Genomic DNA, 24,406 nt, shown 5'->3' on the forward strand with positions numbered 1-24,406 from the left:
TCGTATGCCAATTATCGAAGTATTTATTGCCAAGCTCATAGCAATGAGTTTGGCGTTTGTTGCCCAATATATTTTATGGAAAAAATATGCAAGCTTTCAAACATGGCTCACTCAAAATCAAATAGGAGTAGTTAGTGCTTTGGTAGTTTTAACACGTATTATTCCATTTATTTTAGTTTTTGTGATTCTCAAAGAAGAACCACGAGGCGATGTTCCCTTTTTTTATTACAAAGCCTCTCACGCAGTGCATCTCGATTTGGTCTATCGTGACTTTTGGTCATTTCATGCCCCTATTTTTTCTTATATTATTGCTCTGCCTCTATTGATTGTAGATCATGCTAGTTCGATTGTCGCCTTGATGATGGTGGGAGAGTTAATTTGTGTGTGGTTGACTTATAAACATTATCAAACTGTATCATCGGAGGCTTATGCCAAACTGCTTCACTATTTGCTGTTACCAGCCCCAATCATTATATGTTTGTTGGGTGGTCAAGAGGATATTTGGTTGTGGGGTTTTGCTTTAGGAGCCTTAATGATTTGGAAAAAATCTAATAGCGATTTTCGTATGGGTTTGATGTTTGCTTTGTCATTACTTTGTTTAAAAGTAACGGTAGCGTTTTTCTTATTCCCGCTATTTTTCTTGATTAAAGATAAATTTAAGTTTATCCTGAGTATGGCTGTAGTTGGCATTCCAAGTTTGGCTTTGCTCTATTACTTAGTTGGTTGGGATTTTTTGATGTTGATTAAACATACCGAAGACCCATATTCTCCCAACTTATTTTCAGTTTTACGTCCTTTGATTGGTGTTAGCGTCAATATCACCAAAATGAACTGGCTAGGGCTTGGGCTATTTTTGCCACTAGCCACATGGATTGGTTTTAGCGTTAGAAATAAGTCTTTCGTACAAGCATTTCCCTTGTTATTTATCCTAACTTATGGTTTGATGCAGTTGTTTTTGCCAAGTGCGATGGCGTATTATATGTTTATTTATTTAGTCATCATTGTATTTGAGTTGTGGCAACATAAAGATGGTAAATTCTTGTTTGTTTTATTGTTGCTCAACTTCCTTCTGATTGTCGAACCATTTGTATATGTGTATCACAACAATCCAGTTTTTGATAGTTTTGCAAAATTATCGAATGCGGGTTATGCCTTAGAATATCTTCTGCAATGGGCATTTGTAATAACCCTTATCTATGTGTTGCAAGTGTGTTATTTACGCCTAAAAGCTTTGCCAGAAGTTGCTCAGAAATAGACGATTAATCAGATAGTTTCTGAAAAAACTGGGTGATGGCAAGACTTTTCCGTAACTTTGCAGTTCACAAAAAAATTGGCTGAGGCGAGCGACAAAAGAAAAACAGCTTGCGAATCAGTAAGTTACAAGTTATGACTTTCGAAGAATTTGATTTAAATAGACAATTACTCAATGCCATTGCCGATGCTGGATACGAGACCCCAAGTCCGATTCAGGAACAGGCTATTCCATTGGTAATGTCAGGGCATGATGTATTAGGAATCGCACAAACGGGTACAGGCAAAACAGCAGCGTATTTGTTGCCAATTTTGATGAAAATCAAATACGCACAAGGTATGCACCCACGCGTATTGATATTGGCACCTACTCGTGAATTGGTGATGCAAATAGACGCGACTATTACTCAATTAGCCACTTACACGGATATTCGTCACGTGGCAATTTATGGAGGGTTAGGTCCGAAGACGCAAATTGAGACTATCAAAGCAGGCGTTGACATTTTGGTGGCCACACCAGGGCGCTTTATGGATATTTACCTTAAGGGAGAGTTGGGAGTAAAAGAGCTTAAAACGCTCGTACTTGACGAAGCCGACAAAATGATGGATATGGGCTTTATGCCACAAATTCGTAGTATTTTGGAGGTAATTCCTTCTAAGAAACGCCAAAATCTATTGTTTTCTGCTACATTCCCACCACGTGTAGAAAACCTATCGCATGAGTTTTTGGAGTTTCCCAAAAAAGTTGAAGTAAGCCCCCAGGCTACTACAGCTGAAATGGTTAATCAGATATTGTACGAACTACCCAACTTCAAAACCAAAATCAATCTTTTAGGGTTATTGATGACCGATTCGGAGCGTTTCAACCGTGTGATTGTATTTTGTAGAAGTAAAGAAGTCGCAGATAATATCTTTAAATTCTTGGCTAGAAAAGTCGTTCCTGAAGATAGAATCCGAGTAATACATGCCAATAAGGGGCAAAATACCCGTATCAATTCAATGGATGATTTCCGTGAAGGAAATATTCAGGTATTGGTAGCCACCGACGTAGCAGCAAGAGGGATTGATATTCAGATGGTGAGTCACGTAATTAATTTTGATGTTCCTATCATTTATGAAGATTATGTGCATCGAATTGGTCGTACGGGTCGTGCCAACCAAACAGGTGAGGCTATTACTTTCATGACCATTGCCGAAGAATATCACGTTAAGAAGATTGAGAAAATCATCAAAATGCAGATTCCTCGCTATGAGCTACCAGAAGGCTTAACTATAGAGCAGACGCCATTTATCGAAAATCAAGAAATGCTTCGTGAAATAGACGCTCAACGTAAGAAGGAAGACCCTACTTTTAAAGGAGCTTTTCATGAGAAAAAAGATATTAAAGTAAAAAGTAAAGAGAAGCAGGAACGCCAAAAGAAAAAGATTGTAGCAGGAGGTAAAGGCCCGAAAAATGGTAGCTTTGGTGCAAAGGCAGGAGGGAGTTCTTCAAGAAGAAATACAAAGCGTAGATAATAAACTGGTATTCTATGCGTTAAAATAAGGAGCGACACACTAGTGTAGTTCCTTATTTTTTTGTAATTTGGAATAAAATCTCAGCAGAGACCTAATTACATTTCATCTAAAAGGCTAAATTAGAAAGCTCGAAATTTTATTTTTTTGATAGAGAGTGCGTTTACCACCACTTATGAGAAAGTTACTTTATTTTTTCATTTTGAGTTCGACCGTTCAGGCTTTCGCCCAAACAGAAGTAGCTCAATTAGCTAGCTCGAGGCAGATTACTAAGAAAGAAACTGCAAATCTCGACAGTCAGGATGTCCGTTATTTACCCCTTTTTGGAAGTAGAGAGACCTTACAAAAGCAACTCGTTAAGAATGCAGACTTTGTAGAGCAATGTGTTACGAATTTTTCGACTAAAGAAGAAGCTAGTAAGTTTTTTGCCGAACGTGGTTGGGAGTATCTGAGTGAAGGACTATTGGATACTGCTACTTATCGATTTAATCTAGCTTATTTGCTCAATCCCAACAATATGGATGTGTATTGGGGCTTAGGTTCGATTAGTTATCAACGCAACAATTTTGAACAATCAGCTGCATTTTTGAGGAAAGGCTTATCGCTTTCGCCCGATAATACCGTATTGATGGTAGACGTGGCAACGGTTCAGATTGCTTGTTTCAAAGAAAAGAAAGATTGCAATGATATTGACGATGCTTTGGCTTTGTTAGAAAAATCAGTAAAACTAGATTCGACTAATGCCAATGCTTGGCTCAAATATTCTATTGCAGAGTTTCAGTTAGAACATTATGACAAGGCTTGGGATTATCTCCACAAATGCCGAGTGCTAGATTTAAGCTTTGTTGATTTGAATTATGTGCAAGAATTAATGGCCAAAAAAGAAGACCCTGTGGGCTTTTTTAAATAATATCAACAAAACACCACAAAAAAGCCTAGTTACAATGAGTAGCTAGGCTTTTTTGTGTGCTTTAATTCCTTGAAATTGATTGTGTGCAAGATTTAATATGACTATTTTGTGAAAAAATAAGCAAACTATCTCCCATATATTATAATCAATAATGCAAGATTGTTTTGAGGACTTTGGTATAAAGTGAAAAGATATTCGTAAAAATAGCTTTTGAGAATTGTATCAATAGACTACGTTACAATGTTGCCCTAAATCCTAACAATAACTATGCAATACATAGGATCAATTGACCAAGGTACAACAAGTACGCGATTTATTATTTTTGACAAACAAGGTAATATGATTTCGGTTGGTCAAAAAGAACATGCACAGATTTATCCACAAGCAGGATGGGTAGAGCACGATGCAACCGAAATTTGGCAAAATACACAAGAAGTCATTGGTTTGGCATTGGGCAAGGTTAATTTATCGCCACATGATTTAGCTGCTGTAGGTATTACAAACCAACGTGAAACTACTGTTATTTGGAATAAACATACTGGCGAACCTTATTATAATGCCCTAGTTTGGCAGGATACGCGCGTTGGAAATACCGTAGCAGAATTGGAAGCATCGAGAGGAGCAAACTGTTTTAGAGAAAAAACAGGATTACCTCTAGCTACCTATTTTAGTGGTCTGAAAATCAAATGGTTGTTGGATAATGTAGAGGGACTTCGTGAAGCTGCACAAAATGGAGAAGCCATTTTTGGTAATATGGACACTTATGTAATCTGGAATTTGACAGGTGGACCCGATGGCGGTATCCACGTTACAGACGTAACCAATGCCAGCCGTACCCAATTGATGAATCTCCATACTATGCAATGGGATGATGAAATATTAGCGATTTTAGATATTCCCAAGCAAATATTACCAGAAATTCGCTCAAGTAGCGAGGTATATGCTGAGGCCAAAGGCTTATTGGTGGGTGTGCCTGTAGCAGGTGATTTGGGCGACCAGCAAGCTGCCTTAGTTGGACAAACCTGTTTTGCTGCTGGCGAAGCCAAAAATACTTATGGTACAGGGTGTTTTATGTTACTCAATACAGGAACTACGCCTACGCCTTCAACTCATGGATTATTGACGACAGTAGCTTATCAATTTGGCAAAGAACCTGTACATTATGCCTTGGAAGGTTCCGTGGCGATTACGGGAGCTTTGGTACAATGGTTAAGAGATAATCTAGGAATTATTGAAAAAAGCTCAGATATAGAAGACCTCGCTAAATCAGTAGAAGATAACGGCGGATGTTACTTTGTTCCAGCGTTTTCGGGTTTATATGCCCCTTATTGGAAAGCTGACGCTCGTGGTATTATCGCAGGTTTGACACGCTATGTCAACAAAGGACATATTGCCCGTGCTGCATTGGAAGCTACAGCATTTCAAACATTGGAGGTATTGGAATCCATGGAAAAAGATGCCAAAATCGAAATATCATCATTACGTGTTGATGGAGGAATGGTCGTAAACGAAATGCTAATGCAGTTTCAGTCAGATATGCTAGATGTACCCGTTGTGTGTCCTGCTATGATCGAAACCACTGCTTTGGGTGCTGCCTATGCGGCAGGTTTGGCAGTTGGATATTGGCAAGATTTGAATGATTTGAAGCAAAACTGGGGCATAGCTCACACTTGGAAGCCAGATATGCCAGCTGAGCAGCGTGAAAAATTATATCATTATTGGAAAAAAGCGGTTACCCGTAGTTTTGAGTGGGAAGAGTAAAATAAGGAGTGGGTTTAAAAAAGGATTCAGCCTACCATTTGGCCAACTATCTTTATTTTTAACCGAAAAAACTAAAAGCTTTGCCAAACGATTATGTATCTTGTAGTATTGTAAAACAATACTGGGCAACAAGCTCATATTTTTCAAAATCAAAACCTTATTCCTATGCAACGTCTTACAGTAGCTGGTAGATTGATTATCACAGCCCTTGTAGTAGCGGCTTTTTATTTTGGATTCTCTAAGTTGGGAGGACAGGAGTTACTCAAAAAATTTAAAACAACAGATTCGACTCAAACAGCATCGACAACTTCTAGCACTTTGCCTGCCGAAGAACAAAGTTCGAGCGAAGCAAGTAGCAACAGTAACGATGAGGCTACTTCAACTGCCAAAGCCTCTTTTGACTATACAGCACCTGTTCCGATTGCTGGTAAGCTCAAAGGTGTGGTAGAGTTGGGAGCAAGTGGTTTTAACTCATTTATCGTTCGTATCGATAAAGATAAAAACTGGAAGCTTGAAAAAGCCGAATTTGGTAATAGCCTTGTAACTGAGAATATGGCTACCGATGAAGATGTACGAACTGGTTTGAAAAAGTACATTGGAAATATGCTAGATTACGGTGTTGGAGGCAAAGAAATTCATTTTGTCGTTAGTTCTGGAGCAATAAAGGCCGAGGTAACCCAAAAAATTATCAAAGCACTTAAGTCTCTTAACTATTACGTAAATACTGTAACTCCAGAGCAAGAAGGGGTACTTGGATTGAAAGTTGTACAACCTAAAGAATTTGCTGATAATTCATTTGTTGTTGATATTGGTTCTGGCAATACCAAGATATCTTGGCATGAAGGCTCTGCTATTCGTTCTTTAGAATCGTATGGCGCGAAGTATTTTCAAAATAGTATTGATGATGAAACTGTAGCCAAAGAAATCTCTGCTAAGTCAAAGCAAATTCCTTCTGCAAACCGTGAAACGTGTTTTATCATTGGTGGTGTACCATTCGAATTGGCTAAAGCCGTTCGCAAAGGAACCGAACGTTATACTGTATTGGACGCTCCTTCGGCTTATAAACTAGATAATGCTAAGTCAAAAGCTGGGTTGAATATCTACAAAGCTGTTGCCGAAACAACGGGCTGTAAAAAGTTTGTGTTTGACTGGGATGCCAACTTTACCATCGGTTTCTTGTTGAATTTGCCATAATTCAACATTCTTTAAGCCTTTGACAATTTTTACTTCTAATATTAAGGTCGACTAAATCAGTCGACCTTTTTGTTTTATTTAAAATCATGACAAAAGAAGCTTTCTCCCATAGATATTTTATAAATTACCGTACTGTCTGAGACATTTAATACAAAACCCAATGACGACCTTTAAGAAAAAAATAATCTCATTTTGGAAAGTTCTAGGCCCAGGTTTAATTACAGGTGCTAGCGATGATGATCCTTCTGGTATTGCAACGTACTCACAAGCAGGGGCACAATTTGGCACCAAGTTGCTGTGGACTGCCATTGTAACCTATCCTCTGATGGTATCTATTCAGGAAATGTGTGCCAGAATTGGTTTGGTATCAGGACATGGGCTCATGGGAACGATCAAAAAGTATTATCCTCCGTACATTCTATATCTAATTTTGCTGGTCAGTATTCCTTCTATCATTCTTAATATTGGGGCAGATATTGCGGGAATGGGAGCGGTCGGGCATTTGATTTTTCCTGAAATACCCGTTTTTATTTGCTCGATTAGTTTTACGACCTTACTTATACTTGGCATTGTCTTTTTATCTTATCGTCGTATTGCTATGATTCTCAAATGGCTCTGTATAGTGCTGTTTAGTTATATTGCAATTCCTTTTATGTTAAAAATCAATTGGTTAGCTGTTTTGCATGATACCTTTATTCCAAAAATTGAATATTCATCCGACTATTTTGTGGCCTTGGTAGGTATTTTGGGGACTACAATTTCTCCCTATTTATTCTTTTGGCAAGCCTCCATGGAAGTCGAAGAAATCCAACAACACCATTTGATTGTAGACAAACGGGTAATTCATTCCATGCAAAGCGATGTTCGTTGGGGAATGCTATTGACCAATGTAGTTTTTTTCTTTATCATCCTTACAACAGGTGTAGTATTGTTTCAAGCAGGTATTTTTCATGTAGATACCGTGGAAGAAGCCGCCCGTGCCTTACAACCCTTGGCAGGTGATAATGCCTATTTGTTATTTGCGGTTGGTGTAATTGGTACAGGATTGTTGGCTGTGCCTGTGCTTTCGGGCGCTCTGAGCTATATGATTGCGGAGGCTTTTGATTGGCAAGAAGGGCTGGATAAAAAATTTCATGAAGCAAAAGGATTTTATATAACCCTGATTGTATCGATGGTTGTTGGGCTCTTTGTAAATATTATTGGCATAAGTCCTATCAAAGCATTGATTTATACTGCTGTCTTATATGGAATGATTGCGCCGATCTTGATTGCCATTATTATGCATATCAGTAACAATAAAACGATTATGGGACGATTTGCCAATACGCGATTAGACAACTTTATGGGTGCTTTGACGATGTTGGTTATGACATTGGCAGCTATCGCATTAGTATTGTTGTAAGGCGATTCGCTAAAATATTCATACCTTTGTACTTATGAATCAGCAAGTAAATAATCCCTTACATGGCATCACGCTCGAAATGATCATTAATCATTTGGTAGCTTATTATGGCTGGAGTCAATTGGGGCAACTCATTGAAATACGCTGTTTTAATTTTGAACCAAGTGTAAAATCGAGTTTGAAGTTTTTGCGTAAAACGCCTTGGGCTAGACAAAAAGTCGAGGAGTTATACATCAAAACAGTCAGAGAGATTGAGCGTAAAAGTAATGTCCATGAAACCAAATAAATGGAGTCCCAAACCTGAGGGTGCTCCTTCAAAATCTTCGGAGGCAAAATTTCAGGTAACCGAAAATACCGAATTGATGGTATTCCTGATTGCCAAGATGCCACATAAAAGTAGAATCAATATCAAGAGTCTTCTTCGTGACAAACAAGTATTAGTTGATGGTAAAGCCACTTCTCAATTTAACCACCCTTTGGTGGCAGGGCAAGAAGTTCAAATTAAGGCTTTGAAATCACATCAAGAAAAACCTTACAAAGGACTTAATGTTATATTTGAAGACCAATATTTGATTGTTATCAACAAAGAAGCAGGTTTGTTGTCTATTGCAACTGATCGTGAAAAGGAACAAACGGCGTACTCAATTTTGAGTAATCACGTCAAAAAAGAGAATCCTAACAATCGCATATTCATTGTTCACCGCCTCGATCGCGAGACTTCTGGGGTAATGATTTATGCCAAAAGCGAAAAGATTCAAAAACTTTTGCAAGAATCGTGGCACGAAACCAAGGAGCGTGTTTATGCCGCGGTAGTAGAAGGGCAGTTGAAATACCCCTATGGAACAATAGAATCGTATTTGGTAGAAAGTAAAGCCTATATTGTGTATTCGTCACAAAATCCTAATAATGGGCAAAAGGCCATTACACATTACGAAACCATTAAGTCCAATAGCAATTATTCACTTGTGAAAGTGAAGTTGGAAACAGGTCGTAAAAACCAAGTAAGAGTTCACATGCAAGACCTTGGTCACCCAGTGATTGGCGATGCAAAATACGGCTCAAAAGTAAACCCAATCAAGCGATTGGGATTGCACGCTTGGGAGTTGAATTTTATCCATCCTGTAACAAAAGAAGTTTTTAATTTTCAAACACCACTACCAGGAAAGTTTAAGGCATTATTTTAATATGCTTAAGGCGGACAAAATTAATTTATTGGGTTTTTGGCAGTCAGCTATGGATACACGGCAAAAAAGAAGGTTTTCTGCCTAATGCCTACAGCTTATAGCACACCACTTAATACTTATTTTTTAACGTAAAATCATTCAAAAAAAATGGATATATATGTAAGCAGTCTTCCTTTTAAGTTGAAGGAAGCGGGTTTAAAAGCCCTTTTTGAAACTCACGGAGAGGTAGAATCTGTAAAAATTATTATCGACAAAATCACTCGTCAAAGTAAAGGTTTTGGGTTTGTAACAATGCCCAACGAAGAGGAAGCTAAAGCTGCTATCGCTGCGCTTCATGGAAGTGAACTTGATGGAAGAATTTTGATTGTCAGCGAATCTCAACAAAAGTTTCAATCGAGCGTGAAGGATTCTAAATCAAAGAAAACTTCAAGTGCATACTTTAAAGGTATTGGTAAAAGCTACAGAAAGAAATAATAAGTTAGCGGGCAAAATAAGATTTAAGTTATGTGTTTAGGCACTAGGCAACAGGCACAAGGCAAAGAGTGTTAAAATGTTTTAACGACCACGGACATGCATTTTTCCCAAAGCCCACCACCGAAAGCCGATACCTGAAAGCCTAAGCACAATCTTAAACTTTATTTTGCCTACTGCTTACTGCATAAAGCGTATTACTGAAATGTGCCAATATAGTAAGAGCACTCGTTTAAGGGTAATGCCTTGAATGAGTGCTCTTTCGTTTTATAGTTAAGTTCATTCCACTGGAGGCATTTGTCCTGCCCCGAATCTTGAGCTAAAATATTTTTACCTAAAAAAGTCCTACATTTGATTTGAATTTTTATAAACTCAAATTGAATATATGAAAAAATCCCTTCTAAGCTTCTTACTGTCTTGTTTATCAATAGCCTTATTGGCTCAAAATAAGCAGGCTACGTACTGTAATCCTATCGACATTGGCTATCGCTACAACTTCGAGCAAATGAACGAAGGTATCTCTTACCGCTCAGGAGCAGACCCCGTTATTGTGACCCACAAAAACGAATATTATTTGTTCGTAACTATTTCGGGAGGCTGGTGGCATTCTAAAGATTTAGTCAATTGGAACTATGTTGTTCCTGACAAATGGCCTATGGAAGATATGTGCGCACCAGCAGCAGTTTCGGTGCGAGATACCTTGTATTTGTTCCAGTCGACTTTTCAGCAACGCCCTATTTTTTATTCTACTGAACCTGAAAAAGGAAAACTCAAATTCCTTAATCGTTGGTTGCCACAGCTACCTAAGGATATTGGTCCTTGGGATCCAGCGCTTTTTCATGACCCCGATACCGATAAATGGTATATGTATTGGGGCTCTTCTAATGTATATCCAATATTTGGAGCAGAGCTAGATAAAAGCCGTAATTTGACTTACAAAGACAAAACAGATTATAAACCATTGATATTTTTGGACCAATACCAACATGGTTGGGAACGCTTTGGTCCAGATCATGCCGATATGATTAAGCCATTTATTGAAGGCGCTTGGATGACCAAGCATAATGGTAAGTATTATCTTCAGTATGCAGGACCAGGAACAGAATACAATGTTTATGGTAATGGTACTTATGTTGGTGACAACCCACTTGGACCATTTACCTATGCACCTTATAATCCCATTTCTTATCGTCCTGGTGGGTATATGACTGGTGCGGGACATGGCAATACCTTTCAGGATGTGTATGGAAATTATTGGAATACAGGTACGCCGTGGTTGGCGGTAAACTGGCCAATGGAACGACGTATTTCAATGTTCCCTGCGGGTTTTGACAAAGAGGGACAAATGTACTCAAATACCCGTTTTGGTGACTGGCCTCATTATTTGCCAACAGGTAAATGGGATAATCGCGATGCGTTGTTTACAGGTTGGATGCTTCTTTCTTATAAAAAACCTGTGACTGTTTCGTCTCAGCAAGATACGATTCACGTGGCGAAAAACTTAACAGACGAAGGACGTCAAAGCTTTTGGGTAGCCAAACAAAACAAAGCAGGCGAATGGGCAAGCATCGATTTGGGAAGAGAATCGGAAGTAAGAGCATTGCAGGTAAACTATATAGATTATAAGAATAATGTTTTCGATTCCGATTCGAGTGTTTATACTTTATTCAAAATTTGGGGTTCAAAAGATGGGAAAAAATGGGAACTATTGCGTGACCTTACCAAAGAACCTAAACGAGATAGACCATGTGCTTATATCGAACTAGAAAAACCTTACAAAGGTCGTTTTATCAAATATGAGCATGTATATGTCAAAGCACAAAACCTTGCCATTGGCGAAATCCGAGTATTTGGTAATGGCTTGGGACAAGCACCTGTTACACCTCAAAAATTGGTAGCCAAACGTCAAAAAGATGAACGAAATGTGGATATTTCTTGGGAAAAAGTACCCAATGTCGTAGGGTATAATATCCGTTGGGGAATAGAAAAAGACAAGTTGTATCAAACCTATCAAGTATATGGCGATCAGCCAACATCTTTACAAATCAGAGCGTTGAATTTGGGACAGAAATACTACTATGCGATTGAGGCATTTAATGAAAATGGTGTATCTGCTCTTAGTGGTGTAGTTGGAGAATAATTCTTTATTTTCATAAAATCAAAAGCCCGATAAGAGTTACTTTCTTATCGGGCTTTTTGCTGATTCAAAAACTCAAATCATTGAAATTACTTTTGTAAAGCTACTTTCAAGACTCTTGTACCTGCATCTGTATATACTCGGATGAAATATTGACCTGAGGTATATTGGCTTAAATCTAGGCTTGTCCAGAAATCATTTCCGATACGTTCCATCGATTTTTGAGTTAGGGTATTTCCTACTAAAGAAATTACTTCTGCTGTAACAGCCTTGTAGTTATTATCAGGAACTTTTACCGTAACAACTCCAGAAGTTGGATTAGGATAAACTTTTGATTGCCCATCTGACAACAAATCTTCTTCAATGGCTGTAATCGTTACGGTTACGCCCGGAGAGTAAGCACTACAACCATTAGCATCAGTAACTTTAGCGTTATAAAAACCAGATTGAATTGGGGTGAAACTTGCTAGACCTTTTGCCGCAGGGTACTCAATTCCATTGAGAGTCCATGTTGGGTTTGTTCCTGATAGTACTGCAAGTACTCCATTTGTCCAGTTTACAGTAGGAGCAATTGGAGTGTAAGCTGTTGCTGTCACACCCGAAGTGGTAGTAGAACAAGCTCCACCATTTGAGACCTTCACTGTGTACGTACCTGCAATGCTTACATTTAAAGTATTGCTTGTAGCGCCATTTAAAGTTGCTCCGTTACGATACCATTGATAAGTATAACCATTACCCAAGGTAGCGGTTAACGTACCAGCGCCATCTGGGCAGAAGCTAATAGTGCTTGCTGGGGTAACACTTACAGTAGGAGCAGTTACACTTTGAATAGTTACAGCAGCACGTGTACTTGGGCATTCTAATGCTCCAATATTAATGTCATACAAATAGTAATATCCAGTTTTGATAATACTACTATTGTAATAAGCTCCTGTAATACTCACGGTATTGTTTAATGAGAAAGGATAACCCACTAGATCTGTTGCAGTTGAAGTAAGGTTTTTATTACTTCTGTAAATTGACGCTCCGTCAGCACATGTTTGTGTGATGTAGTATGTACCAGCAGCAGGTAGTTTGAGGTTAAGATTAACTACGACACCTTGGTCTGTTTTGTCATCAATCAACTGGGTATTATTTCTTGTCGAATTTGCAGTTGTTCTAGTCGCTTGTACTGGAATTGTCACAGACGAAACTGGTGCACCATCTGCTGCATTGATTACATCAAATGTGATGCTACCTGATGTACCTACGTAAATTCTAGCAGTCTTGATTACGATTGGTGCTTGGGTAGTCATTACAATCGCTGGACCAAAGTTTTCATAGTAAGATCCATCACTGTATTCGTATTTAGTTTTTGCTCCAATACTTCCCGAAATTTCGCCTGTCGAAACATACAACTTGCTTGTTCCTGTTGGTAAGGTAAATGAGCCTGTACCTCCAGTGTAGATAAGTGTCCCACCTGCAGATTGGTCAAACCATTGTACAGAAGTAGAGCTTGCCGATTTGATAATGGCAGTACTAGCACCATCACATACAATGGCTTCGGCTGTTGGAGCAGCCGTTGTGCTTACGGTACGAGTAAAGGTAACTTGGTTATTTCTTAAATCTTGGTCGCTTGCTAAGGTTGCTTGTGTGGCAAAACTATAACTCTGTCCAGCGACAACATTCATCGTTCCTGTCAAAGTCACTTCTCCTGTTGCTAAAGAAGCCAAAGTTCCCGTATAAGTTCCTGTGAATGTTCCACTAGCACCAGAAGTATTACTTACTGTTACACTTACTGGGATATTAGAAAGGCTATTTAAACCATTGTTTGTAATACTAACCTTTATTTGTGTCAAAGCAGTATTGCTACAGAATAAACCCGTTTCTGGTGTCAACAAGTTGGTTACAGCTACATCGCTAAGTGCTCTTGTAACAGCCAAAGGAATATCCATTACTTCTGCATTAGAAACCGAACCACAAGCTGTAACAGCACTTGCACTAGCCGCTTGCGAGCAAATGACACGCATACGTAGCGTTGTTCCAAAATTGATTGCTTGAGGTGCAGTAAAATTTAGGGCGTATGCTCCTGTGCCATTTACTGTACTTGTACCTACTAGATCACCCTCATCATCAAAACTTCCATTGCTATTCCAGTCAATAAATGCTTTCAAGATATGGTTGTTTGTATTTTTTACTGATACATTTAAGGTTAATGCTTGATTACTTGAAACATTATTACCACCACTCAAACTAGCAGATTCAATCACATCGCTACCCGAACTTACCGCATTGCTACAATAGGTTACGGCTCCGACACCACTTACAATCAATGAAAAATCTTGTTTACTATTAGTCAAAGTTCCTTTATGGCTTACTGTAATGGTATAAGTAGCCCCAGGCAATGGATTACTGATTAAAATTTGCTCAATATTATCTCTAATATTGTCACCAGTTGTAGCCAAATCTGAAGGTTTTTCAGGATTTAGGGTAAAAGGCAAGTAGTTAGAAGTACCGTCCGAAACTCTTACATCTAAATCGTTTACCAATTTAGGCGTGCGATTATTTAAGTTTGATGCTGATGTCGAAGTAATGGTACCTTCAGGGTCAGTCCAAACAATACTTACTCGTAAAGGTTCTTGACCAGAAGCAACAACTGTCTGAGTTGAAGTCGCACCTTGAGCTAAGCTTTTTTCTTGAAGTAAATTTGATTTTGAAGTATTCAAAATTACTTTTCCTGCTTTTTCCATATTGAGTAAACCCCAACCATAAATATAGTCAGGACCCACATTTCCAGCATCTTCGGCGGTATGAATGGCGAGCCCCCTCAGGGTTGCAGAGCGCATGAATTGCCCGTCATTCTGCTTGGCATATAATTCTTGGAGCAAAAATAAACTACCCGCCACCTGCGGACTCGACATGGATGTCCCACTCAAGGTAGCATAACTCGTAGTTGAGCCTGTAGAAGTAGAGAATACGTTTACACCCACACCAACAATATCTGGTTTGATACGACCATCATCTGTGGGTCCCCAGCTACTAAAATCTGAGATTTTAATGTCGGAAGATTTTGTAGGTGCTGCATCAAGTGCGTTTACAGCGCCAACAGTCAAAATATTTTTGGCAGTACTCGTCGTTGGCAAAATATCATAGCTATCATTTTTACTTCTTGCTACCGAACTAGTATCCGTTCCGCTACCCAAGTAATAAACCGTACCCGGGTCTGGTCCTGTTTCGCCACGGTTATTTCCTGCTGATTTTACAATAAGGTAATAAGGAGCATTGTAGGCAATTTTATCTAAAGTTTGTGTATTGCTATCGTAGAATCCAAATTTATAGTCTTCAAAAGCGTTGATATTAACGTTACCCATCCAACGCCATTTGCTTACGTCTGAATCGTAATTCCACCCTGCCAAGTAACCATAAGAGTGATTAGAGATAAGCAAGCCACTAGCAGCTGCACTTATTTCAGTATTATCGCTGTTGTAATCCCATGCTCGAAGATTGGCACCAAACGACATACCTTTCGCTTGTGCCGAGATACCTGTAGCAATCATCGTTCCCGAAGTATGGGTAGCATGTTGGTCTAAAGTCGTAGCATTATCTTGTTGGGTAACACGACCTGTAAGTTCAACGTGACTCGAATACACACGTCCTCCATCCCAGATACCCAGCTTGCCACTCATATAACTACTACTACCACTGAGGCTCAGCCCAAGGCTCCCGCCTGTGTACATAGAGGTAGTTCTTGTCGCAGCAGCGGCTTTGGCATTACTATGTGTGATTAAGTAAAGAGGTTGCCCTGTAGCGTCCAATCCTTTCAGAGAGTAAACCCTTCCATCTTTATAAACACCATTAATGGGCCAGCTTTTAGACTTTGCAGTTTCTAACGCTTTTTGGTATTCATTTTCCTCCTGCTTACTAATTTCTAGAGATACAGTTTGTTGTTTGCTTTGTTGTGAAGTAGAGTAAAGACTCTTCTCTTGACTAAAGGTGAGATGCGTGAGAAAGAGTAAATACAATAAAAGTATTTTTTTCATACAATCGGTTGGTTACAAATGAAAGGGAAAACTACGTATTTTACTGAATACTTACGATACAAACATGACAGTTTTTTTGAAGGAAGCGTTGCGTTCACTTTCCAACTAAAACAAATAAGCCTTAGTACAACTCGTACTAAGGCTTATTTGTTAATAGTATTAAGGATGAGTACTGAGTTTTAAGTGTAATTTTTACATTCACAACTCAGCATTTACACTTAGAGTATTTCAGCTTCTCTTTTCTTATTTACACTTGCCGAAACCCAAATACTGATTTCATACAAACCAAACAATGGGGTTGCTACCAACAACTGAGAAATAACATCTGGCGATGGTGTGATAATGGCTGCCACAATCAAAATTACAATCAACGCATGACGGCGGTACTCTCTCATAAAAGTTGGCGTCAAAATACCCACTCGTGAAAGTACATAAGCAATCATTGGGAGTTGGAAGGTAAGACCACAAGCCAATGTCATCATCGACAACAACGAAATATAATCGTTGATGTCAAACTGGTTTTGAATACTATCATCAAGTTTGAAGTTAGCCAAGAAGTTAATCGCCATTGGCGAAACCACAAAGTAACCAAAACTCACACCCATGAAAAACAAAAGCGATACCCAAAATACCGCACCACGAGCAGCAGATTTTTCGGTGTCTTTCAAGCCTGGACGAATAAATTTCCATATTTCCCAGAAGAAATAAGGGAATGCAAACATCAAACCTACGATAATCGACTGGGTAAGTGCCATCATAAATTGACCTGACACCTCACGACTTTGCAAAATAAAGCTAGCTTGCTTAAAGCAAAGCCCTTCCATACCTGTAGCATCGGCTACTTTACACAACATTCGGTTGGTCCAGAAGTCAGATTTGGCAGGTCCCATGATGATTCCTCCAAAAATTTCTTCTCTGTAAATCCAAGCAACAATTGTAAATATCAAAATAGACGCAATCGAGCGTAATAAATGCCAGCGAAGTTCTTCTAAATGCTCTACGAAGGTCATTTCCTTTCCTTCGATACCTTCTTCTAGTTCTTCGTCAAATTCTTGGTCTAGTGCCATTAGTCAGTTTAAAAATTAAAATGAGATGTTGTATCGAGCAAATGCCTGAAAGTCTTTTACTTACAGGAAAACAAACAAGATGGAGTCAAAAATTGAGTAAAGTATTTTTTATACAAAACTAAATCTTGAAAGCTCCTTGCCAGATAAGTTCGTTTTTGACAACGAAATATATCAAGTGCTTATTCGCAAAGTTACACGAAAAAAGCAAAAAACCCTGACAACCTTTGTAGGTGTCAGGGTTTTTTCATATCGACAAAATCAGAGAATTATCTGTAAAGTGGGAAGTTCTCAACCCATTTGTTTACTTCTGATTTTACTGAAGCAATGTAAGTTTCGTTGTCATGGTTCATCAATACGCTATCGATAAGGTCAACAATGTGCAACATTTCAGCTTCTTTCATACCTCTTGTTGTCATGGCAGCAGTACCTACACGCATACCCGATGTTACAAATGGAGATTTGTCATCGAATGGCACCATGTTTTTGTTGATCGTAATATCAGCTTTTACCAAAGTGTTTTCAGCCAATTTACCAGTCAATCCTTTTGGACGAAGGTCAATCAACATCAAGTGGTTGTCTGTACCACCCGAAATGATTTTGTAACCTTTGTCTAAGAATGCCTGAGCCATAACTTTAGCATTTTTCTGAACTTGTTCAGCATATACTTGGAAATCGTCAGACAAAGCCTCGCCAAAAGCAACAGCTTTAGCAGCGATTACGTGCTCCAAAGGACCACCTTGAGTTCCTGGGAATACCGCGCCGTCTAAACAAGCAGACATTGTTTTCAAATCACCTTTCAATGTTTTGAAACCGAATGGGTTTTCAAAATCCTGACCCATCATAATCAAACCACCACGAGGACCACGCAACGTTTTGTGTGTTGTTGTAGAAACGATATGGCAATGTTGCATTGGGTTATTCAACAAACCTTTTGCAATCAAAGCAGAAGGGTGAGAAATATCTGCCAACAACAAAGCACCTACTTGGTCAGCGATGTTACGCAAACGAGCATAATCCCAGTCACGAGAATACGCAGATGCACCACAGATAATCAATCTTGGACGCTCTTTCAAGGCTGTAGCTTCTACTTTGTCCCAGTCGATCAAACCTGTTTCTTCTTCTACACCATAAAAGAATGGTTGGAAGTATTTACCTGAAAAGTTTACTGGAGAACCATGAGAAAGGTGACCTCCGTGTGCAAGGTTGAAACCTAGGATTTTGTCGCCAGGGTTCAAGAAAGACAAAAATACTGCTGCATTAGCTTGTGCACCAGAGTGAGGTTGCACGTTAGCCCAAGTAGCACCAAAAAGAGCTTTGGCACGTTCGATAGCGATATTTTCGATTTGGTCAACTACTTCGCAACCACCATAGTAACGTTTGCCTGGAAGACCTTCTGCATATTTGTTGGTAAGCACAGAGCCTTGTGCTTCCATTACTTGCTTAGATGTGAAGTTTTCAGAAGCAATCAATTCGATACCAAATTCTTGGCGGTGTGCTTCTTGGTTAATCAAGTTAAAAATTTCAGTATCTCTTTCGAGCGTGAAAGTTGCTGTTGCCATTTCGCAAATTGTGATTGAATAATTGTGAGGTTGGTTTTGTATTAACAAATCATTAAATAATGATAAAAACCAAGCGTTTCTTGTATTAACACAGTAAAAATACTCTTAAAAAATGGATTGTGAAAACATTTTTTTACGCTTATCAGGCAATTTTTCAATTAGCCTTAGTCTCGCAACCCTTTATTTTTCAGGTTATTAGTAGAAAGTTTTAATTTCTAGAAAAAGTAAAAAGATTAAGTACTGGCAAAGAAGAGTTTAAGTGTTTTTACTAGACTAACTTGCTAAATTTAGTGGCTCATGATTGAGTGGATGAGTGATTATTTTAAAAATGAGTTTTAGGGATAGAGACGTAGTGCTTTGTGTCTAAAAAGGTAATAATATCAAATATGAGTCATCCTAAATTTTAAGATTGGGATTATCCTCCAAGTTTTCATCAAAAAAGCGGTCGGAAAATATTTTCTGACCGCTTTTTTGATGCTACCATGCTAGATTTTCACTCAGTATAAGACGCAATCATTGCGTCTCTACTGTGAGAATATAAATTTTAACATAATCACTCATCCCCTCAATCACTCAATCGCTAAATTAGGGATGACTCATGTTTTACAGCTATAACAAAATGGAGATTTATGACATTTTCAAATCTTCAAATCCTCAAATTTTTAAATCCTCTCATTTTCAAATCTTATTTCTTAATACCTCTTTTGATGGCATCGTAGATTACCTCATTGATATTGGTTCTAACATTGAGGTCTGACAATTTGGAATTGTTGCGTGTAGGATATACTCGGTTGGCTAAGAATACATACACTAGTTGATTGTCGGGGTCAACCCAAGTATAAGTTCCTGTAAAACCTGAGTGTCCAAAGCTCGATGCTGGGGCACTTGGAGCAGCACTGATGCCTGGCTTTTTGCGGTCGGGCTTATCGAAGCCAATGCCACGACGACTATTTTCTGCAACACTAAACGGATAGCTCGTCCATTCGTTCAAAGTACTTTCTTTGATAAAACGCTTACCTCCATAATATCCTTTTTGCAAATACATCTGCATCAATTTTGCTAAATCGTTGGCATTACCAAACAAGCCTGCGTGTCCTGAGATACCATTGAGCATAGCAGCACCTTCATCATGTACTCGTCCGTGGATGAGTGTTTTACGGAAAAGAGAGTCATATTCTGTTGGTACAATTCTGTTTAAATCATAATGCAAACGAGCATTGTAAGTCAACGTAGTAGCACCCAATGGTTGGTAGAAAGTATCTTTCAAGAAAGATTCCCAATCTTTACCAGTCAGACGAGGAATGATTTGTGGATACATATAGTATGACAAATCTGAGTAGACATATTCTTTTTTCTCACGCAAAGGCGAATCCTCAATTGCCTTGTAAAGCACATTGTGGTAATCTTTATGAATCCAAAGGTTTTCTGCTACTTGGATAGAATAATCATTAGATTTTTCAGTTGCAAAAGTATGGTGCTTCCAAATGGTTGGTTGTGTGGAGATATTCACACATTCAGCCCAAAGTTTTTTGTCAGACTGTATTGCTTTTTCAATACGAGCATAAGCTTTTTTACGACCGAATAATTTTTCCCAAAACGTAATTTTATATCCTTCTGGATACCCGTGCGCAGCAATTTTATCTTGATACACTTTGCTTGCCAGTAGCATTTTGGTAGAGTCGATACAATCTTGCCAGAATGGAATCCATGCTCTTAGGCGTGCTTGGTGCGTCAAAATGTCTTTATAAATCAATCCCGCTTTATTGGAGTTTTTCCAGTCAGGAATCATATCGCCCATGGTACTGCTCAATGAGAACTTTCCTTCATCGCTCATACGCATCATCGCTGCTACCGAAGTACTAATTTTGGTAACCGAAGCCAAGTCATACAAATCAGTTAAAGCTACCTTTTGATTACCTTCATACGTATGTTTTCCATAAGCTTTATGGAAAATCACTTTACCATTTTTAGCGACTAAAACCACCGCACCAGGTGTTGCTTTACGGTCGATGGCTGTGGTTACAATTGAGTCAATGCGAGCGCCTAAATATTTTGAATCTATCCCTACTGCTTCTGGAACTGTATATTCAAAACGTTGAATGGCTTTGGTCGAAATACCATCATTGTATTTGAAAGCAGTATTTACCGTCACAGGGAGCTTGCCTGTAATAGGAGTAGCTCCAAATATGGCTTGTGCAGCGGCTTCTTGTGTATAAGGAGTTTCTTGGAAAGTTTGAACCAAGGCAGCGGCACTTTCTAAGTTTTCGAATTTACCTAATGTATAAGGGTTTGAGAAAAGCGTAATGATGGTTTTGGCATTGCTAAATCTCTTAACCAACTCCTGAGTTTTAGGGAGGATATTATAATTTTTAGCAGGACGGATATTTTGCCCGTTCACACCCATAATTACCAAATTGTACGATTTGAGAGCCTCCTCAACTTTAGCAATTGTACTATCAGCCGAGTTTTCATCTAGGTTAAAATGTTCTACAGCCGTGTAATTGCCCAACATTTTCTGGAAATCTGTTACAGGTTTCGAGCCAAAAGCTGGTGTTCCAATAACCAAAGAGGCAATTTTTAACGTATCTAGGTTTTGTAAAGGAATAATATCTTTTTTGTTACGAAGTAAAGTAACTGTATTGACTGCCAACTGACGATTGAGTAAATCTGAAAAACGAGGATTCAAATCATCAATCAAGTTTTTGGTATCAATCGGTTTGTACTTATCTAGCCCAGCCCATGATTTAGCCAAAAGAATTCTTTTTACACGTTCGTCTATATCAGATTGAGAAATTTCTCCACTCAAAAGTGCTTTTTTGATGGCATTAAATGCCGCAGGAACATCTACAAATGTTTCAAGAATATCATTTCCTGCAAGAATGGCTTTTACGTTGGCAGTTCCTTCTGGGAAAAATTTCACTGCACCTTGCATATCCATGGCATCTGTAAATACCAAACCTTTGAAATTTAATTCTTTACGTAACAAATCAGTAATGACTTTTCTTGACAGCGTAGAAGCTAAGTTTTTGGTAGTATCCAACGATGGGATATTCAAGTGAGCTACCATCACGCCTTGCAAACCATTTTTGATAAGTTCGCGATAAGGATACAACTCCAAAGAATCTAATCGAGTACGATTATGACTAATCAAAGGCAAATCGTAATGAGAATCGGTACCTGTATCGCCATGCCCAGGAAAGTGCTTCGCAGAAGTAATAACGCCACCACGTTGCAAGCCTTTCATGTAAGCAATGGCCTTTTGCGTTACTTGGTATTTGTTTTCGCCAAACGAGCGGAAGTTGATAACAGGGTTGTTGGGATTATTGTTGATATCTACCACAGGCGCATAATTCACATGCACGCCTATACGCTTACACTGAAGGGCTATTTGATAACCCATTTCTTCGAGTAGCGGGGTATTGCCTTGCATTGCACCAAGCGCCATTTGATAAGGGAAACGCGTTGTACTATCGAGACGCATGCTTAAGCCCCATTCCAAGTCCATTCCTATCAACATGGGCACTTTGGCCATGGCTTGTAGCTTATTGACTAATACCGCTTGCTTACTAGGATTTCCAGCAAAAAATACCAATCCACCTACATGATAATCTCTTACGATTTGGTTGAGGCGTGTGGTATCGTAGGTTGCATTGTAATTAGCACGAGGCATCATTAATTGACCAATCTTTTGGTCAACTGTCAGCGTTTTAAATACAGAGTCTACCCATTTTTGATCGGCATTGGGAAAAAGCTCTGATTGAGCCAAAGCCCCCGAACTTGCCAAACCTAGGATAGCTAAGGTTTTGATGAAGTAATGCGTTATTTTCATTAAGCGTTTCAAAGGTTGATTGAATATGCAAGATAAGAATTTTTTGAGGGATACGCTTACGGAGTTGTGTGGGAATGAGGTGGGTAGTGTATCGCGACATGATTTTGATATCTATTAGTAGAATCAGTTTACATTCTTATACTTTAGGTTATAGGTGTTAGTTATTAGGCAAAAATGTATTTCGGATTTTATAAAAGATACTTTTCAATTTTTCGCATTAGGTTGTAAGCCTATTGCGGATAAAATCCCAACTATTTAACTTCTTTTACTTAATTATACAAAATCTATAATATTACTCTAGTAAATAAGAGCATCCTGTCCTAACTTTGTAAAATATTATTCAACAAACTAAAAAACAGTGAAATACATCAAACCCATCGAACAGCTCATCCAAGAATCGGAGGAGTCAGGCGAGAAAACACTCAAACGCTCTCTTAATGCATTTCAATTAATTATGCTCGGTTTAGGGGTAATTATTGGAGCAGGCTTATTTTCACTTACAGGTTTGGCGGCAGCCAATAATGCTGGACCAGCAGTGACGCTTTCTTTTGTGGTTGCGGCAGTTGGCTGTGCTTTTGCAGGCTTATGTTATGCAGAGTTTGCAGCAATGATTCCTGTGGCAGGTAGTGCTTACACGTATTCGTATGCGACACTCGGCGAGTTAGTAGCATGGATTATCGGTTGGGATTTAGTGTTGGAATTCTCTGTGGGTGCTGCAACAGTAGCGATTAGTTGGTCAAACTATTTGGTGAAGTTTTTGGCTTATTATCAACTTTATATTCCTCCTCAATTGGTTCACTCGCCATTTGAAACGGTTACGCTGGCCGATGGACAGCAGATTCATGGTTTGTTCAACTTGCCTGCGACCTTAGTGGTGGTATTAATGTCCTTTATTTTGATGCGTGGCACCAAAGGTTCTGCTATATGGAATGCTATTGTGGTGTCGCTCAAAGTGGCAGTGGTACTGGTATTTATTGCTTTGGGATGGAATTATGTGCAACCACAAAACTATCAACCTTATATTCCTGCTAATACAGGTGTATTTGGAGAATATGGTTGGTCAGGGATTTTGCGTGGAGCGGGCGTAGTATTTTTTGTATTCTTAGGATTTGATATTATTTCGACAGCCGCACAGGAAACTAAAAATCCACAGCGTAATATGCCTATTGGTATTATTGGCTCTTTGTTAGTTTGTACCGTTTTGTTTGTGCTATTTGCACATGTCATGACAGGTCTTTCACATTATACTACTTTCAAAAACAATGCTGCACCTGTAGCGGTGGCTATTCAACAAACGCCTTATGCTTGGTTATCCCAATTGGTAATTTTAGCTATTTTGGTGGGTTATACCTCTGTAATTCTGGTAGATTTGATGGGACAGTCACGGGTATTTTTTAGTATGTCCAAAGACGGACTTCTGCCTAAAATCTTCTCTGAAGTACATCCCAAATTCCGTACGCCTTGGAAGTCGAATATTTTATTCTGTGTATTTGTAGGTTTGTTTGCAGCTTTTGTTCCAATCGATATTGTTGGTGAAATGACCAGTATTGGTACTTTATTGGCCTTTGTAGTGGTTTGTGGCGGTATTTTGGTTTTAAGAAAAACGAATCCAGATATTCCACGCTCATTCAAAACACCTTGGGTGCCGTTTGTGCCAATTATGGGGATATTGACTTGTGTAGGAATGATGGCATTTTTACCATTAGATACGTGGATTCGACTGATTGTGTGGATGGCTATTGGTATGGTGATTTATTATACCTACGGGCGCAAGAATAGTATTATTAGAAATAAACAATCTTAATATTTGTAAATAGGTTCTAGAGTAGGAAATGAGGTAAGTAAATAAATGAGTTCTTTATTTACATTACCTCATTTCCTATTCTAGAACTAAAACACTTTGGCTCTTCTCTTTAAAACACTTGCCTCTTTTATCTAAAAACGCTTATTTTAGATAATAATGCGAATATTGGGTTAAAAAAACAGAGATAGTAAAATCATAGGTCAGTAAATTTGTGTTGCCAAACATATATAATACTGATTATGAGAGAATTAGATTTAATCCGCTTGTATTACTACCTCTGCGAGTGCTATGATAATGAACTTCGCT

Annotated in this window: 15 protein-coding genes; 11 read left to right on the forward strand and 4 right to left on the reverse strand. The window is 38.7% G+C overall.

The features are described from left to right. The first annotated feature begins 4 nt into the window (after nt 1-4). From GVN22_RS22440 to GVN22_RS22485, 10 genes are all read left to right on the forward strand, one after another. Entirely contained in the window at nt 5-1,255 is a 1,251-nt protein-coding gene (locus GVN22_RS22440; RefSeq protein ID WP_166553251.1) for a hypothetical protein, read from the forward strand. A 131-nt stretch (nt 1,256-1,386) separates the two neighbouring features. Beyond that, nucleotides 1,387-2,766, forward strand: coding sequence for a DEAD/DEAH box helicase (locus tag GVN22_RS22445; RefSeq protein ID WP_166553252.1), 1,380 nt, complete (start codon nt 1,387-1,389; stop codon nt 2,764-2,766). A gap of 172 nt (nt 2,767-2,938) precedes the next feature. Further along, nucleotides 2,939-3,673, forward strand: coding sequence for a hypothetical protein (locus GVN22_RS22450; RefSeq protein ID WP_166553253.1), 735 nt, complete (start codon nt 2,939-2,941; stop codon nt 3,671-3,673). Between the two features lie 267 nt (nt 3,674-3,940). Then, the gene (glpK, locus tag GVN22_RS22455) at nt 3,941-5,434 is read left to right on the forward strand and encodes a glycerol kinase GlpK (RefSeq protein WP_166553254.1); all 1,494 of its coding nucleotides are present in this window, start codon (nt 3,941-3,943) and stop codon (nt 5,432-5,434) included. A 165-nt stretch (nt 5,435-5,599) separates the two neighbouring features. Next, on the forward strand, nt 5,600-6,628 hold the full coding sequence (locus tag GVN22_RS22460) for a hypothetical protein (protein WP_166553255.1): 1,029 nt from the start codon (nt 5,600-5,602) through the stop codon (nt 6,626-6,628). Nucleotides 6,629-6,788: 160 nt separating this feature from the next. Then, nucleotides 6,789-8,030 (forward strand): NRAMP family divalent metal transporter, encoded by a 1,242-nt coding sequence (locus GVN22_RS22465; RefSeq protein WP_166553256.1) that lies wholly within the window; start codon nt 6,789-6,791, stop codon nt 8,028-8,030. 34 nt (nt 8,031-8,064) lie between these two features. Beyond that, nucleotides 8,065-8,316, forward strand: coding sequence for a VF530 family DNA-binding protein (locus GVN22_RS22470; RefSeq protein WP_095166280.1), 252 nt, complete (start codon nt 8,065-8,067; stop codon nt 8,314-8,316). Next, nucleotides 8,303-9,214: an RluA family pseudouridine synthase gene (locus GVN22_RS22475; RefSeq protein ID WP_166553257.1), complete on the forward strand. Its 912-nt coding sequence runs from the start codon at nt 8,303-8,305 to the stop codon at nt 9,212-9,214. Before GVN22_RS22470 ends, GVN22_RS22475 begins: the two co-directional genes overlap by 14 nt. Before the next feature lie 147 nt (nt 9,215-9,361). After that, nucleotides 9,362-9,688 (forward strand): RNA-binding protein, encoded by a 327-nt coding sequence (locus tag GVN22_RS22480; RefSeq protein WP_166553258.1) that lies wholly within the window; start codon nt 9,362-9,364, stop codon nt 9,686-9,688. Nucleotides 9,689-10,070: 382 nt separating this feature from the next. After that, entirely contained in the window at nt 10,071-11,825 is a 1,755-nt protein-coding gene (locus GVN22_RS22485; protein WP_166553259.1) for a family 43 glycosylhydrolase, read from the forward strand. A gap of 86 nt (nt 11,826-11,911) precedes the next feature. Here the strand turns inward: GVN22_RS22485 and GVN22_RS22490 are convergent, their stop codons facing one another. The 4 genes from GVN22_RS22490 to GVN22_RS22505 all read right to left on the reverse strand — a co-directional run bounded on the left by GVN22_RS22490 (nt 11,912) and on the right by GVN22_RS22505 (nt 22,296). Then, on the reverse strand, nt 11,912-15,841 hold the full coding sequence (locus GVN22_RS22490; protein WP_166553260.1) for a S8 family serine peptidase: 3,930 nt from the start codon (nt 15,839-15,841) through the stop codon (nt 11,912-11,914). A 218-nt stretch (nt 15,842-16,059) separates the two neighbouring features. Then, entirely contained in the window at nt 16,060-16,908 is an 849-nt protein-coding gene (gene tatC / locus GVN22_RS22495; RefSeq protein ID WP_166553261.1) for a twin-arginine translocase subunit TatC, read from the reverse strand. 266 nt (nt 16,909-17,174) lie between these two features. Next, a complete protein-coding gene (gene glyA, locus GVN22_RS22500; protein ID WP_166553262.1) occupies nt 17,175-18,467 on the reverse strand; it encodes a serine hydroxymethyltransferase in 1,293 nt (430 codons plus the stop codon). Nucleotides 18,468-19,152: 685 nt separating this feature from the next. Next, nucleotides 19,153-22,296 carry a glycoside hydrolase family 3 N-terminal domain-containing protein gene (locus tag GVN22_RS22505; protein ID WP_166553263.1) on the reverse strand — a complete coding sequence of 1,048 codons (3,144 nt, stop codon included), beginning with the start codon at nt 22,294-22,296 and terminating at the stop codon, nt 19,153-19,155. Between the two features lie 358 nt (nt 22,297-22,654). Here GVN22_RS22505 and GVN22_RS22510 point away from each other — a divergent pair, with 358 nt between their 5' ends. Continuing rightward, nucleotides 22,655-24,100: an amino acid permease gene (locus tag GVN22_RS22510; protein ID WP_166553264.1), complete on the forward strand. Its 1,446-nt coding sequence runs from the start codon at nt 22,655-22,657 to the stop codon at nt 24,098-24,100. The last annotated feature ends 306 nt before the right edge of the window (nt 24,101-24,406 follow it).

This window comes from Cellulophaga sp. BC115SP, from assembly GCF_009905545.1.
GTDB lineage: Bacteria > Bacteroidota > Bacteroidia > Cytophagales > Spirosomataceae > Flectobacillus > Flectobacillus rivi.